At 62.9% G+C, this 15063-nt stretch carries 14 protein-coding genes; 13 read left to right on the forward strand and 1 reads right to left on the reverse strand.

The features are described 5' to 3' along the window. Window positions 1–154: 154 nt before the first annotated feature. Complete coding sequence (locus ACF8RA_RS06220) at window positions 155–1045, reverse strand: universal stress protein (RefSeq protein ID WP_176684275.1); 891 nt, start codon at window positions 1043–1045, stop codon at window positions 155–157. 125 nt (window positions 1046–1170) lie between these two features. Between ACF8RA_RS06220 and hisN the strand changes: the two genes are divergently transcribed. The 13 genes from hisN (at window position 1171) to ACF8RA_RS06285 (ending at window position 15002) form a co-directional block, all read left to right on the forward strand. Further along, window positions 1171–1962, forward strand: a complete 792-nt coding sequence (hisN, locus tag ACF8RA_RS06225; RefSeq protein WP_176684274.1) for a histidinol-phosphatase — start codon at window positions 1171–1173, stop codon at window positions 1960–1962. 186 nt (window positions 1963–2148) lie between these two features. Beyond that, window positions 2149–2880 (forward strand): hypothetical protein, encoded by a 732-nt coding sequence (locus ACF8RA_RS06230; protein WP_176684273.1) that lies wholly within the window; start codon window positions 2149–2151, stop codon window positions 2878–2880. 300 nt (window positions 2881–3180) lie between these two features. Further along, window positions 3181–4137 carry an AraC family transcriptional regulator gene (locus tag ACF8RA_RS06235; protein WP_392461275.1) on the forward strand — a complete coding sequence of 319 codons (957 nt, stop codon included), beginning with the start codon at window positions 3181–3183 and terminating at the stop codon, window positions 4135–4137. Between the two features lie 159 nt (window positions 4138–4296). Next, the gene (gene benA / locus ACF8RA_RS06240; protein WP_392518929.1) at window positions 4297–5655 is read left to right on the forward strand and encodes a benzoate 1,2-dioxygenase large subunit; all 1359 of its coding nucleotides are present in this window, start codon (window positions 4297–4299) and stop codon (window positions 5653–5655) included. Beyond that, window positions 5652–6137, forward strand: coding sequence for a benzoate 1,2-dioxygenase small subunit (benB, locus tag ACF8RA_RS06245; protein WP_004374327.1), 486 nt, complete (start codon window positions 5652–5654; stop codon window positions 6135–6137). The genes benA and benB overlap by 4 nt, the downstream gene beginning before the upstream one ends. Window positions 6138–6209: 72 nt before the next feature. Beyond that, the gene (gene benC, locus ACF8RA_RS06250; RefSeq protein ID WP_010954050.1) at window positions 6210–7220 is read left to right on the forward strand and encodes a benzoate 1,2-dioxygenase electron transfer component BenC; all 1011 of its coding nucleotides are present in this window, start codon (window positions 6210–6212) and stop codon (window positions 7218–7220) included. A gap of 193 nt (window positions 7221–7413) precedes the next feature. Continuing rightward, window positions 7414–8175, forward strand: a complete 762-nt coding sequence (locus tag ACF8RA_RS06255; protein ID WP_392488572.1) for a 1,6-dihydroxycyclohexa-2,4-diene-1-carboxylate dehydrogenase — start codon at window positions 7414–7416, stop codon at window positions 8173–8175. A gap of 57 nt (window positions 8176–8232) precedes the next feature. After that, window positions 8233–9561: an MFS transporter gene (locus tag ACF8RA_RS06260; RefSeq protein WP_392518930.1), complete on the forward strand. Its 1329-nt coding sequence runs from the start codon at window positions 8233–8235 to the stop codon at window positions 9559–9561. A gap of 29 nt (window positions 9562–9590) precedes the next feature. Then, a complete protein-coding gene (gene catA / locus ACF8RA_RS06265; RefSeq protein WP_392518931.1) occupies window positions 9591–10505 on the forward strand; it encodes a catechol 1,2-dioxygenase in 915 nt (304 codons plus the stop codon). Between the two features lie 146 nt (window positions 10506–10651). Further along, window positions 10652–11851: a benzoate/H(+) symporter BenE family transporter gene (locus ACF8RA_RS06270; protein WP_392518932.1), complete on the forward strand. Its 1200-nt coding sequence runs from the start codon at window positions 10652–10654 to the stop codon at window positions 11849–11851. A gap of 54 nt (window positions 11852–11905) precedes the next feature. After that, window positions 11906–13156, forward strand: a complete 1251-nt coding sequence (locus tag ACF8RA_RS06275) for an OprD family porin (RefSeq protein WP_392461280.1) — start codon at window positions 11906–11908, stop codon at window positions 13154–13156. A 73-nt stretch (window positions 13157–13229) separates the two neighbouring features. Next, window positions 13230–14306 (forward strand): metal-dependent hydrolase, encoded by a 1077-nt coding sequence (locus ACF8RA_RS06280; protein ID WP_392461281.1) that lies wholly within the window; start codon window positions 13230–13232, stop codon window positions 14304–14306. A 3-nt stretch (window positions 14307–14309) separates the two neighbouring features. After that, on the forward strand, window positions 14310–15002 hold the full coding sequence (locus ACF8RA_RS06285; RefSeq protein ID WP_392461282.1) for a TraX family protein: 693 nt from the start codon (window positions 14310–14312) through the stop codon (window positions 15000–15002). Window positions 15003–15063 lie beyond the last annotated feature (61 nt).

Genomic DNA, 15063 nt, shown 5'->3' on the forward strand with positions numbered 1-15063 from the left:
AACCAAGGGGGAAGAAGTTACGGTCACAGTAGTGCCTGCAGGAGCAACCTTGTGCTGCGAAGGGACCGATAGGTCAGGAGCTGCTCTGTGGGTGGAATTGCCTCTTCGCAGTACAAGGTCGTCCTAGCCTGGCCCCTGGTCAGGCTGATGAAGCTCAGCGAATCGCCTTGATCGCCAACACATTGCACAGCGGGTGTTCCAGCACATGCGCCGTTGTCCCGCCCAGGAATGTCTGCATGGCGTCATGCCGATGGCTGCCCATGACTATCACGTCCACCCGGTTGTGGCCGACGAACTGGGCAATTGCCCTGGTCGCAGCCCCTTCGAGGAAGTGCCGGCGCTCCAGCGGAATCTGGTGATGGTCGCCCAGGCGGTTGAACGCCGCCCGCTGCGCGGTACGCACGCTGCCATCGAAGCCGGGCATGGTGACCGCACCGGCACCGAAGTCGGCGATGTGGGTCTTGGCCGCATCGCACACATGCAGCAGGTGCAGCTCGGCGTTGCACTGCAGGGCCAGGTCATGGGCGCAGTGGATGACTTGCTCGTCCAGGTGTTCACCAGCGCCGTGGCTGTTCAGGTCCACCGCGGCAGCGATCTGCCGTGGCAGGGGCAGGCGAATGTCGCTGACCAGATGCACGGCGACCGGGCTGTCCTTGAGCAATTGCCAGTCCAGCGGCGTGACCAGCAGGCGTTTGAGTACGGGTTCGTGCTGTACGTCCTTGACCAGCAGATCGCAGCCCAGCCGTTCGACCCGCTCTAGTACGCTGCCCAGCGGGTCGCGGGTCAACAACAGCTCGGTGGACACGTCCAGGCCGGCATCGCTCAGCTGTTCGGCCTCATCCGCCAGCCATTGGCGGTTGTCGCTGAGCAGCCGCTCACGCTCACGGCCATCGCTCATCAAGCCAAAGGTGTCGACGTCGTCGACGAACACATTGATATCCAGCAGGGCACCGCTGGATTCCGCCAACGCCGCAGCGCGTTGCAGCGCAGGCGTATGACGCATTTGCGGGCCGAGCATGACGAACAGACGTTTGAACTGGCTCATCGCACACCTCCACGTGTGGCAGCCCCCCGGTGATCTGGTCATGTTCAGTCTAGACTGCCGCAACGTACACCGGGGCGATGTGTCGGGTATGATGCGTGCCCCATCATTGTCACGAGGCCCGCCCCATGTCCCTGAGTGCTGAACAGATCGTTGAGTATCGCGCCTTTGCCGAGCAATTGGCCGATGCTGCCGCTGCAGCGATCGCGCCGTACTTCCGCGCCAGCCTGGATGTCGAGGACAAGGGCGGGCGCCTGTACGACCCGGTGACCGTGGCCGACAAGGCCGCCGAGGATGCCATGCGTGAGTTGATCCAGGCTCGGTATCCCGAACATGGCATTCTCGGTGAAGAGGCTGGCGTTGCAGTGGGCAGCAGCCCGCTGACCTGGGTGCTGGACCCGATCGACGGCACCCGGGCGTTCATTACGGGCCTGCCACTGTGGGGCACCCTGATTGCCCTGAATGACGGCACCCGCCCGGTGCTGGGCGTGATGAACCAGCCGTTCACCGGCGAACGTTTCGTGGGTACCCCGGCAGGCGCCTGGCGCAGTGGCACGCCGCTGAAGACGCGTGCCTGCACCGACCTGGCTGCCGCCACGCTGATGTGCACCACGCCGGACATGTTCGACACCGCCGAGCGCAAGGCGGCATTCGAAGCGGTCGCCGGCAAGGCGCGGTTGATGCGTTATGGCGGTGATTGCTATGCCTACTGCATGCTGGCGTCGGGTTTTGTTGACGTGATTGTCGAAGCGAGCCTTCAGCCGTATGACGTACAGGCGCTGATGCCGATCATCGAAGGGGCGGGTGGCGTCATCACGGCGTGGGATGGCAGTTCGGCGCAGGATGGCGGCTGCGTGGTGGCCTGTGGGGACCCTGCGCTGCATGCGCAGGTGGTGGAGATGTTGCGCCACGCCATGTGATCCGGGTTCGTCGCGCCTAGCCTCTTCGCGGGCGAGTCCCTTCTTGTGGGAGCGGGTTCACCCGCGAAGAGGCCGCCACAGGTTTCCATTCTCTCCAGCCACCGCACTTTTTCCCATTTTCGGGCTCTATGCTTGGCCAGGCCGCGCTGACTCCCGGCGCAGCCGCCGAATATCGACCCGGTGCCGATGGTTGCAAGCTACCCGAATTTCCTCCCCCGCCTGCTACTGACAGGTGCCCTGGCATGCCTGTGCGCCTGCACGCAGCAGCAGGGCCGTGACATGGTCAACCAGCTCGGCAACGGCAAACCCAGCGAGCTGTTCCAGACCAGCGTCGACCGCCTGGCCACGCTGTCGATGCGCGACAACCTGCAAAGCCTGTACCTGCTGATGAACAAGCTGTACCTGCGCAACCCCAGCCAGTGGAAAGTGTCTGGCTACCTTGACGCCGCCACCGCCGAGCGACAGATCCGCATCGCCATCGAACAGCGCCGGCCGCTGCCGCAACTGGGCAACCGCCGTGACCTTGCAGCCTTGAGCTACGCCCTGAGCCCCGAGTTTCGCGGGGACCGCGTCGGAGCCTTCATCTACGCCATTGGCAGCATGCTGATCACCGCGCACGGTGGGCGTACCGAGTTCTACATGACCGATACCATCGACCCGCTGTTCGTCAACAACGCCGCGCGCAATATCGAGAAGGCAACATGGATGCTCAGCCAGCGGCAAGATGCCAATGGGGTGTTGCTGCTGTTCTCGAACGAGATCTCGGAGGAGGGCACCAACCTGAGTTTTGCCGTGGAGTTCGGCAAGATCGTCGCGCGGCTGGACTTGCTGGCCGAGTTGCTGGATGAGCGTTATCGGCGCATAGGCTTGAATTACGCGCAGAGCCTGTTGCTGATGAACTTCCTGCCGGTGCAGTGAATGACGGTCGTTGCAGGAGCGCTTTGGACGGACGCCATGTGCAGGCCACGCGAGTACCTAAAGTACTGTTCGATAAACGAACACGCATGGCGCCGGACCTGTCCGCTATCCGCCCAGCCAATCCCATCGTTGCATTGCCCAACCCCCGCCTTTTTGCTGTAGTGTCCCCTATCCGCCGGCTGTCGCCTGCCCCTGCGACGCGCTGCCAGCCCGATAGAATGACCGTGATGACCGCAACCACAGCCGACAAGGCGGTAGGGCGCGGCGACCAGAACAATAACGATACCGAGTGCCTTGCCTATGGAAAGCCGCCTGCTGAGCGAGCGCAGTAGCGTGTTTCACCACGCCGACCCTTATGCTGTGTCCGATTATGTGAACCAGCATGTAGGCCAGCATTGCATCGGTCTGTCCCGCACCACCCACCCCCAGGCCAGCCTCAGCCATCGCAAGTTCGCCGAGCTCGACCTGTGCCGTATCAGCTATGGCGGCAGTGTTCGCGTGACGTCGCCCGCGCTGGAAACCATCTACCACCTGCAAGTCTTGCTCAATGGCAACTGCCTGTGGCGCGGGCACAAGCGCGAGCAGCACCTGGTGCCGGGCGAGCTGCTGCTGATCAACCCGGACGACCCGGTTGACCTCACCTATTCAGAAGACTGCGAGAAGTTCATCCTCAAGGTGCCAACCCGGCTGCTGGATTCGATCTGCGATGAACAGCGCTGGCAGCGGCCTGATGGGGGCGTGCGGTTCTTGCGCAATCATTACCGGCTGGATGAGCTGGATGGCTTCGTGAACCTGCTGGCCATGGTTTGTCATGAGGCGGAAGTCAGCGATTCGCTGCCCAGGGTGCAAGGCCATTACAGCCAGATTGTCGCCAGCAAGCTGCTGACCCTGATGAGCACCAACATCCGCCGCGAGAGCCTCAGCTCAGCGGGTGCAAGCCTGGAGCGGATCATCGACTACATCGACCGCAACCTTAAGTCCGAGCTGACAGCGGAGACGCTGGCGGAGCAGGCATGCATGAGCCTGCGCTCGTTGTATGCGTTGTTCGATCGGCACCTGCAGACCACACCCAAGCAGTACGTGCGACAACGCAAGCTGGAACAGGTGCGTGCCTGCCTGGGCGATGTCAGTTGCTCGGTACGCAGCGTGACCGAACTGGCCATGGATTATGGCTTTCTGCACCTCGGGCGTTTTTCCGAGGTGTATCGGCAGCAGTTTGGCGAATTGCCGTCCGAAACCTTGCGCAACCGGCGATGAACCGTACTGGTCTCTCGCGGGTACGCCCGCGAAGAGACGCTTGAACCTGTTACCTCAACCTGCACAAAACGGATAGCACCCCGCACAAACCGGATATTGCGACCCAATCCCAGCCTCTAACCTGACCAGGTCTAAACAATAACAAGGGAGACCCTGGCCATGTCCCTGGGATTCGACTACCTCGATGCCATGCTCGAGGACGACCGTGAAAAGGGCATCTACCGCTGCAAGCGGGAGATGTTCACCGACCCACGCCTGTTCGACCTGGAGATGAAGCACATCTTCGAGGGCAACTGGATCTACCTGGCCCACGAAAGCCAGATCCCCGAGAAGAATGACTTCCTCACCCTGACCATGGGGCGCCAGCCGATTTTCATCGCGCGCAACAAGGACGGTGAGCTCAATGCCTTCCTCAACGCCTGCAGCCACCGCGGTGCCATGCTGTGCCGGCACAAGCGCGGCAACCGTTCCAGCTATACCTGCCCGTTCCACGGCTGGACGTTCAACAACAGCGGCAAACTGCTGAAGGTGAAAGACCCCAGCAACGCCGGCTACCCCGACAGCTTCAACTGCGACGGCTCCCACGACCTGACCAAGGTGGCACGCTTCGAGTCGTACCGGGGCTTCTTGTTCGGCAGCCTGAACGCCGATGTGAAGCCGCTGGTCGAGCACTTGGGCGAGTCGGCGAAGATCATCGACATGATCGTCGATCAGTCGCCTGAAGGCCTGGAAGTGCTGCGCGGTGCCAGCTCGTACATCTACGAAGGCAACTGGAAACTCACCGCCGAAAACGGTGCTGACGGCTACCACGTAAGCTCCGTGCACTGGAACTACGCTGCCACCCAGAACCAGCGCAAGCAGCGCGAGGCGGGTGACGAGATCAAGACCATGAGCGCTGGTGCCTGGGCCAAACAGGGCGGCGGTTTCTATTCCTTCGACCACGGCCACCTGCTGCTGTGGACGCGCTGGGCCAACCCCGAAGACCGCCCGGCCTACGAGCGCCGCTTGCAGCTGGCGGCCGATTTCGGCCAGGCGCGCGCCGACTGGATGATCGAAAATTCGCGCAACCTGTGCCTGTACCCCAACGTGTACCTGATGGACCAGTTCAGCTCGCAGATCCGCGTCGCCCGGCCGATTTCGGTGAACAAGACCGAAATCACCATCTACTGCATCGCGCCGAAAGGCGAGAGCGCCGATGCCCGTGCCAAGCGTATTCGCCAGTACGAAGACTTCTTCAACGTCAGCGGCATGGCCACCCCGGACGACCTGGAAGAATTCCGCTCGTGCCAGACCGGCTACGGCGGCGGTACCGGCTGGAACGACATGTCTCGCGGCGCCAAACACTGGGTCGAAGGTGCCGATGAGGCGGCCAGGGAGATTGAACTCGAACCCCTGCTGTCGGGCGTGCGCACCGAGGACGAAGGCCTGTTCGTGCTGCAGCACAAGTACTGGCAGGACACCATGATTCAGGCCCTCAAGGACGAACAGCAGCTGATCCCCGTGGAGGCCGTGCAATGAGCCTGTATGAAACCGTGCGCGACTTTCTCTACCGCGAAGCGCGCTATCTGGACGATGCCCAGTGGGACCAGTGGCTGGAACTGTACGCCAGCGATGCCAGCTTCTGGATGCCGAGCTGGGACGATGACGATACCCTCACCGAAGACCCACAAAGCGAAATCTCGCTGATCTGGTACGGCAACCGTGGCGGCCTGGAAGACCGCGTGTTCCGCATCAAGACTGAGCGCTCCAGTGCGACCGTGCCCGACACCCGCACTTCGCACAACATCAGCAACATCGAGATCGTCGAGCAGGGCGAGGGCAGCTGCCAGGTGCGCTTCAACTGGCACACCCTGAGCTTTCGCTACAAGACCACCGACAGTTACTTCGGCACCAGCTTCTACACCCTCGACCTGCGCGGCGAGCAGCCGCTGATCAAGGCCAAGAAGGTGGTGCTGAAAAACGACTACGTCCGCCAGGTCATCGACATCTACCACATCTGATACTGGGTTTTGCGAGCATTGCCCGGTGCGTCTTGTGACGCGCCGTGGCCTGGCTCGCCCGCGAGGTGCAACATGAGCTACCAGATCGCACTGAATTTCGAAGACGGGGTTACCCGTTTCATTGAAGCCACCGGTCAGGAAACCGTGGCCGACGCCGCTTACCGCCAGGGTATGAACATCCCTCTGGACTGCCGCGACGGTGCTTGCGGTACCTGCAAGTGCAAGGCTGAGTCCGGTCGTTATGACCTTGGCGACAACTTCATCGAAGACGCCTTGAGCGAAGATGAAATCGCCGAAGGCTACGTGCTGACGTGCCAGATGCGCGCCGAAAGCGACTGCGTCATCCGCATCCCGGCTTCGTCGCAGCTGTGCAAGACCGAGCAGGCCACTTTCGAGGCCGCCATCAGCGATGTGCGCCAACTCTCGGTCAGCACCATTGCCCTGTCGATCAAGGGTGAGGCCCTGAGCCGTCTGGCCTTCCTGCCGGGGCAGTACGTCAACCTCAAGGTGCCAGGCAGCGAGCAGAGCCGGGCCTACTCGTTCAGCTCGCTGCAGAAGGACGGTGAAGTCAGCTTCCTGATCCGCAACGTACCGGGTGGGCTGATGAGCAGCTTCCTGACCAACCTTGCCAAAGCCGGCGACAGCCTGAGCCTGGCCGGGCCGTTGGGCAGCTTCTACCTGCGGCCGATCCAGCGCCCGCTGTTGCTGTTGGCCGGTGGTACCGGGCTGGCGCCGTTCACTGCGATGCTGGAGAAGATCGCCGAGCAGGGCAGTGAGCATCCGCTGCACCTGATCTATGGCGTGACCAACGACTTCGACCTGGTCGAACTCGACCGCCTGCAAGCGCTGGCGGCACGCATCCCCAACTTCACCTACAGCGCCTGCGTCGCCAACCCGGACAGCCAGTACCCGCAGAAGGGCTATGTCACCCAGCACATCGAGCCACGCCACCTCAATGACGGCGATGTGGACGTATACCTGTGCGGCCCGCCACCCATGGTGGAAGCGGTCAGCCAGTACGTGCGCGAACAAGGCATTACCCCGGCCAACTTCTACTACGAGAAGTTTGCGGCTGCGGCCTGACAGCCCCTCTGATTCAAAGCAATACGCCGACCCTGTGGGAGCGGGCGAGCCCGCGAAGCAGGTTGCGCGGTGGATGGCACGGGCTTCGCCCGTGTTCGCGGGCAAGCCCGCTCCCACAGTGATCGCGCAGCCTTTCAGGCTTTGAGCAAGACAGTTGCAGCCACAGGGTCTCTCGCGAACTGGAGATTTGCATATGAACAACAGATTCCAAGGCAAGGTCGCCCTGGTCACCGGCGCTGCACAAGGCATCGGCCGTGGCGTGTGCTGGCGGCTGAAGGCCGAAGGTGCGCAAGTGGTGGCCGTAGACCGTTCCGAACTGGTCCACGAGCTGGCGGGTGAAGGCATGCTTACCCTCACCGCCGATCTGGAGCAACACACCGACTGCGCCCGGGTCATGGCCAGCGCGGTGGACGCCTTTGGGCGCCTCGACATTCTGGTCAACAACGTAGGTGGGACCATTTGGGCCAAGCCCTTCGAGCACTACGATGTCGAGCAGATCGAGGCCGAAGTGCGCCGTTCGCTGTTCCCCACCCTGTGGTGCTGCCACGCCGCGCTGCCGTACATGCTCGAACGTGGCAGTGGCGCCATCGTCAATGTCTCCTCCATCGCTACCCGCGGCGTCAACCGTGTGCCTTACGGCGCAGCCAAGGGAGGCGTCAACGCGCTCACTGCCTGCCTGGCCTTCGAAACCGCCGGCCGGGGCATCCGTGTCAACGCCACCGCGCCAGGCGGCACTGAAGCGCCGCCCCGGCGGGTACCGCGCAACAGTGCCGAGCAAACCGAGCAGGAGAAGCGCTGGTACCAGCAGATCGTCGACCAGACCCTGGGCAGCAGCCTGATGCACCGTTACGGCAGCATCGACGAGCAGGTGGGGGCCATTCTGTTCCTCGCTTCCGACGAAGCCTCGTACATCACCGGCGTGACCCTCCCGGTAGGGGGCGGCGACCTCGGCTGAACTGCAACCTCAAGGCAAAAGCTTTCTTCCACAACAAAAACAAGAGCGACAGATGCCATGCGAACACTTGACGTACACCCGATCATCGACAATGCGCGCTTTACCTCGTTTCACTGGATGGTCATGGCCTGGTGCGGCCTGCTGCTGATTTTCGACGGCTATGACCTGTTCATCTACGGTGTGGTACTGCCGGTCATCATGAAAGAGTGGGGCCTGACCCCGTTGCAGGCCGGCGCGTTGGGCAGCTATGCGCTGTTCGGCATGATGTTCGGCGCCCTGGTCTTCGGCAGCCTGGCCGACCGCATCGGGCGCAAGAAGGGCATTGCCATCTGTTTTGCCTTGTTCTCGGGGGCGACCATCCTCAATGGCTTCGCCAGCAGCCCGAGCGAGTTTGGCATCTACCGCTTCATCGCCGGCCTGGGCTGTGGCGGCCTGATGCCCAACGCCGTGGCACTGATGAACGAATACGCGCCCAAGCGCCTGCGCAGCACGCTGGTGGCGATCATGTTCAGTGGCTATTCGCTGGGCGGCATGCTGTCGGCAGGTGTCGGCATCTTCATGCTGCCGCGTTTTGGCTGGGAGTCGATGTTCTTCGCCGCAGCGGTGCCACTGCTGCTGTTACCGGTGATTCTCTACTACCTGCCTGAATCCATCGGCTTCCTGGTGCGCCAAGGCCGTGTCGAGGAAGCACGCACGCTGCTCAAACGGCTGGACCCGGACTGCGATGTCCAGGCCGATGACATGCTTCAGGCAACCGACCGCAAAGGCAGCGGCGCTTCGGTGCTGGAACTGTTCCGCAATGGCCTGGCGATTCGCACCCTGGCACTGTGGGTTGCGTTCTTCTGCTGCCTGCTGATGGTCTACGCACTGAGTTCCTGGCTGCCAAAACTGATGGCCAACGCCGGCTACAGCCTGGGCTCAAGCCTGTCTTTCCTGCTGGCACTGAACTTTGGCGGCATGGCCGGGGCGATCCTCGGCGGCTGGCTGGGTGACCGCTACAACCTGGTCAAGGTGAAGGTGGCGTTCTTCATTGCCGCCGCACTGTCGATCAGCCTGCTGGGGGTGAACAGCCCGATGCCGGTGCTGTACCTGCTGATCTTCATCGCCGGCGCCACCACCATTGGTACGCAGATTCTGCTGTATGCCGGCGCTGCCCAGATGTACGGCCTGTCGGTGCGCTCTACCGGCCTGGGCTGGGCCTCGGGCGTCGGCCGTAATGGCGCCATCGTCGGCCCGCTGCTGGGTGGTGCGCTGATGGGCATCAACCTGCCACTTCAACTCAATTTCATCGCCTTCGCCATTCCTGGCGCTATCGCCGCGCTGGCCATGGCCGTGCACCTGGCCAGTGGTCGGCGCCACGCCCAGACCCTTGCCGCGCAGGCCTGAACCGAACAGAACAAGACGAGGTAACCCCCATGACGGTGAACATTTCCCATACTGCCGAGGTACAGCAGTTCTTCGAGGAGGCTGCAGGTTTTGGTAATGCGGCCGGCAACCCACGCCTCAAACGCATTGTGCAGCGCCTGCTACAGGATACCGCGCGACTGATCGAAGACCTGGACATCAGCGAAGACGAGTTCTGGCACGCCGTCGATTACCTCAACCGCCTGGGCGGTCGCGGCGAAGCCGGGCTGCTGGTGGCGGGGCTGGGCATCGAGCACTTCCTCGACCTGCTGCAGGATGCCAAGGACCAGGCGGCAGGACGCGTTGGCGGTACCCCACGCACCATCGAAGGCCCGTTGTACGTGGCTGGCGCACCGATTGCCCAAGGTGAAGTGCGCATGGACGACGGCAGCGAGGAGGGCGTCGCCACGGTGATGTTCCTGGAAGGCCAGGTGCTGGACCCGCACGGACACCCGCTGGCGGGTGCCACGGTCGACCTGTGGCATGCCAATACCCGTGGTACCTATTCGTTCTTCGACCAAAGCCAGTCGGCGTACAACCTGCGTCGGCGCATCGTTACCGATGCCCAGGGGCGCTACCGCGCGCGCTCCATCGTGCCATCGGGCTATGGCTGCGACCCGCAGGGGCCAACCCAGGAATGCCTGGACCTGCTGGGCCGTCATGGCCAGCGCCCGGCGCATGTGCACTTCTTTATCTCGGCGCCAGGGTACCGGCATCTGACCACGCAGATAAACCTGTCGGGGGACAAGTACCTGTGGGATGACTTTGCCTATGCCACACGGGACGGGTTGGTCGGGGAGGTGGTGTTCGTCGAAGGGCCGGATGGTCGGCATGCCGAATTGACCTTCGACTTCCGGTTGCAGCAGGCCCAGGGCGGTACCGATGAGCAGCGCAGCGGGCGGCCGCGGGCTTTGCAGGAGGCCTGATCCACCGCGTGGGCTGTTTCGCGGGCATGCCCGCTCCCACAGGTGAAGCCTGTGCAGTCGTTGTTGGAGCGGGCATGCCCGCGAAGCAGACAACCCCCAAACAAGAGCCCGCCACAAAGGCCGGCCGCTGCCTTGCGAGACGCTTCATGAAAACGCTGATCAAGGACTGCTCTGTGTCGGCCATTGTCGCCGGCTGCATTGCCACGACGATCTCCTACGCCGGCCCGTTGGTGATCATTTTCCACGCCGCCGAAGCGGCCGGCCTGTCGCACCAGCAGTTGTCGTCCTGGGTTTGGGCCGTGTCCATGGGCGGTGCGGTGCTCGGTGCGCTGCTCAGCCTGCGCTACCGCGTGCCGGTAGTGATCGCCTGGTCGATCCCGGGGTCGGCGCTGTTGGTCACTGCCTTGCCGCAACTGGGCCTGGAGCAGGCCGTGGGTGCCTACCTGGTGGCCAACCTGGTTCTGCTGCTGATCGGCATCAGCGGGGCCTTCGACCGCATCATCGCGCGCCTGCCGGGCTCTATCGCTGCCGGCATGCAGGCCGGGATCCTGTTCAGCTTTGGCATCGAGGTGTTCCGCGCCTTGCCTGTGCAACCGCTGCTGGTACTGGCGATGTTCGTCACCTACGTGCTGATGCGCCGGGTGCAGCCGCGCTATGCAGTGGCTGCGGTGCTGGGCGTGGGCATGCTGGTGACCGTGGCCAGCGGTACGTTGCGCAGCGAGGCACTGGTGCTGGAACTGGCCTCACCCCAGTGGATCACCCCCCAGTTCAGCCTGCCGGCAGTGTTCAGCCTGGCGTTGCCGATGGTGCTGGTGGCGCTGACCGGGCAGTTCATGCCGGGTATGGCAGTACTGCGCAACGCTGGCTACGTCACGCCGGCCAGCCCGCTGATCAGCGCCAGTGCCCTGGCTGGGGCGCTACTGGCGCCGTTCGGTTGCCACGGGCTGAACCTGGCGGCGGTTACCGCCAGCCTGTGCACCGGCCAGGAAGCCCATGAAAACCCGCAACGGCGTTATGTGGCAGCGGTGGCTGGCAGTGTGTTGTACCTGCTACTGGGCATTGCCGGGGCCACCTTGATGTCGCTGTTCGCCGCCTTTCCCGCCGTACTGATCGCTGCCCTGGCCGGTTTGGCCCTGTATGGCGCCATCAGCGAAGCCTTGGTCCGCAGCCTGGCAGAGCCGGCCGAGCGCGATGCCGGGCTGTTCACCTTCCTGGTCACCGCTTCGGGGGTGGCTTTCCTGGGCCTGTCGGCAGCGTTCTGGGGGCTGCTGTTCGGCCTGCTGGCCCACGCGCTGCTGAGGCTGCGCCAACCAAGTGCCCGGGAGGTGCTGCGCCGTACACCATGAACTGTCGTGTTTCCAACGCTTTACCCATAAAAACAAGATCAAGAGAGCTTCGAAATGAACCACACCCCTTGCGTTGCCCTGGGCCTGACATTGCTCAGCCAGCCACTGCTGGCTGCCGAAGGCGGCTTCTTCGAGGATTCGAAGGCCAGCCTGAGTGCCCGTAACTACTACTTCAGCCGCGATTTTTCCGACATTGTGGGGGCCAACAAACAGTCCAAGGCCGAGGAGTGGGCCCAGGGTTTCATCCTCGACTTCAAAAGTGGCTACACCCCGGGCCCGGTCGGCTTTGGCGTAGACGCCCTGGGCTTGCTGGGGATCAAGCTGGACAGCAGTCCAGACCGCGCCAATACCGGCCTGTTGCCGGTGCATGGCGACGGCCGTGCTGCCGATGAGTACAGCCGCCTGGCGCCGACCTTCAAGGCCCGGATATCAAAAACCGAACTGCGTGCAGGTGAACTGCAACCGAACCTGCCGGTGCTGACCTTCAGTGATATTCGCCTGTTGCCACCCACCTATCAGGGCGTGAGTTTGAGTTCGTCGGAAATCGACGGGCTGACCGTGCAGGCCGGGCACTTGAAAAGCACCCATCTGCGCAACGAAGGCGGCGACGGCAAGATGAACGCGATGCTCGGCCATGTGCCGATGCGGCAGGCCGAAAGCGGCGCGTTCAACTATGTGGGTGGGGACTATGCGTTCAATGCCAACCAGAGCAGCCTCAGCCTTTGGTACGGCCAGCTGGAGGACATCTACCAACAGGGCTTTGTTGGCCTGAAACACAGCAAACCGGTCGGGGACTGGGTACTCAGCGCCAACCTGGGTTATTTCACCGCGCGCGAGGAAGGCGATGCGCTGCTGGGCAACATCGACAACCAGGCGTTCTTCTCGCTGTTCACTGCCCGGCATGGCGGGCACAGCTTCCATGCCGGCTACCAGGGCATTTATGGCGATAGCCCGTTCCCACGGGTATTCGCCAACATCTCGCCGCTGGGCAACGAAGTGCCGACCTATGAGTTTGCCTACACCGACGAACGCTCGTACCAGGTGCGTTACGACTACAACTTCGCCGCCATGGGCGTGCCGGGCCTGACAGCGACCGTGCGCTACATAACCGGTAACAATGTCGATACCGGGCTGGGTTACGAAGGGCGTGATCGCGAGCGTGATCTGGATATCGGCTATGCGGTGCAGAGCGGGGCACTGAAAGGCTTGGGGATACGGGTGAGAAACGCCATGGCGCGCTCCAACTACCGCAGTGATATCGACGAGAACCGCCTGACGCTGGTGTACACCTGGCAGCTGTTCTAAGCCATCCAGGAGAATTGCGCACCGGGGGTGTATGAGGGTAGCTTGCGGAAACGACTCTTTCAGGAATCCCCCCTTGGACTCCATCACCCAAGCCGTACTCGGCGCGGCGCTGCAAGGGACCGTGCTCGGGCGCATCCAGGGCCGCCGCTCGCTGCTGTATGGTGCAGCACTGGGCACGTTGCCGGACCTGGATGTGATCATTCGCTACGCCGACCCGGTGTCGCAGATGACCTACCACCGTGGTTTTTCCCACTCGCTGTTCGTGCTAACGGGGCTGGCCTTGCTGCTGGCCTGGCTGGTCAACAAATGCTGGCCTGGCAAGGGCTATACCTTGCCACGGCTGTTCCTCGCATTCTGGCTGGTACTGGTTACCCACCCGCTGCTGGACGCCTTTACGGTCTACGGCACGCAGCTGTTCTGGCCACTGCAAGGCACCCCGCAAAGCTGGGCGGCGGTGTTCATCATCGACCCGGTCTATACCGTGCCACTGCTGCTGGCGGTCATCTACGGCATCGCCAAGGGCGTGACTGCCAGGGCTAAACGCCTATTGACCCTGGCGCTGGTATTCAGTACCGCTTACCTGGGGTTTGGCCTTGCCGGGCGCATGGCGGCCGAGCAGCGCTTCGAGGCGGCGCTGCACCAGCGCGGTATCGCTACCAACGAGGTCCGCGCCGTGCCGATCGCGTTCAACAGCCTGGTCTGGCGGGTGCTGGCCAAGACTGCGGAAGGGGATTACTACGAAGGCATCAGCAGTGCATTCGACCGGCAAGCGCCCGAGATGCAACGCTTGTCACGTAACCTGCAGCTTGCCCAAGCGCTGAGCGATGATCCCCTGCACCAGCGGTTGCGCTGGTTCACCGATGACTGGCTGCGATACGACCAGATCGGTGATGCGCTGGTGGTCACCGACCTGCGTATGGGTATTCCAGGCAACTACACCTTCCGTTTCAACATGGCCCACCGTGACAACCAGGGGCGCTGGATTGTCGATGTGCCTTCGATGTTCCAGGGCGCTGGCCCAGGTTCGATGTTCAGTGGTGCAGACCTGGCGTTGATCTGGCGGCGCATTATCGAACAGCAACCACCCTTGCCTCTGGCAGTGTGGACCGAACGCTACCTGGGCGTCAGCCCCGTAGAGCGCGAGCACTAGCGCTTGCGCTCGGCCGGGCTGGATCTGGTCAAATGGACGGCGATGTTGACCATGGTCGTCGATCACTTGCGTTTTCTGTGGCCCGAGGCCGATAGCCTGTTCGTGTTGGGGCGGCTGGCGTTTCCGCTGTTCTGCCTGGCGATTGCAGTGAATGTGGAACGAGCCCGTGCGGGGGCGTTGTATACCCGTGGCAACCTGCGCTACCTGGCGCTGATGCTGATGTTCGCGGTGCTGTCCGAGCCTGCGTATCGTTGGCTGGACAGTGGCTCGCAGACATTCAGCGTGATGCCGACCTTGTTATTGGGGTTGGTGGTTGCCTGGGGTGTGCATCACCCCTTGATATCGGCACGCGTGCTCGGCATCGCCGGCCTGCTGGCGGGTTGGTTGTTGCGTGAGCAGCTGATGTATGGGTTGCCGGGGGTGTTGCTGCCGGGCGCCTGGTTGATGGCGCGCAGGCAAGGTGGGGTTGCCGGGTTGTTGCCTTGCCTGTTGGCTGCGGGCGGCAATCTGACCAATAGCTGGTTGCGCGAGCACCTGTTGGCGCCGTTCACGGTGCTGACACTGACTGCTGCAATTCTGGCGATTCCGCTCGGGGTGCTGTTGTTACGGCATGATGAATGGCGGGTGCCCGTAGTGGGGCGCTGGGGTTACCTGTTCTATCCGCTGCATTTGCTGGTCATCAAGGTCCTGTCATGAGCCAGGCATCGGGCCGCGGTGATCAAGGGGGGCGGGAGCCCGGCGTCGGGCCCCCATTGCC

It is taken from the genome of Pseudomonas sp. FYR_5 (assembly GCF_043106315.1).
Lineage (GTDB): Bacteria > Pseudomonadota > Gammaproteobacteria > Pseudomonadales > Pseudomonadaceae > Aquipseudomonas > Aquipseudomonas putida_Y.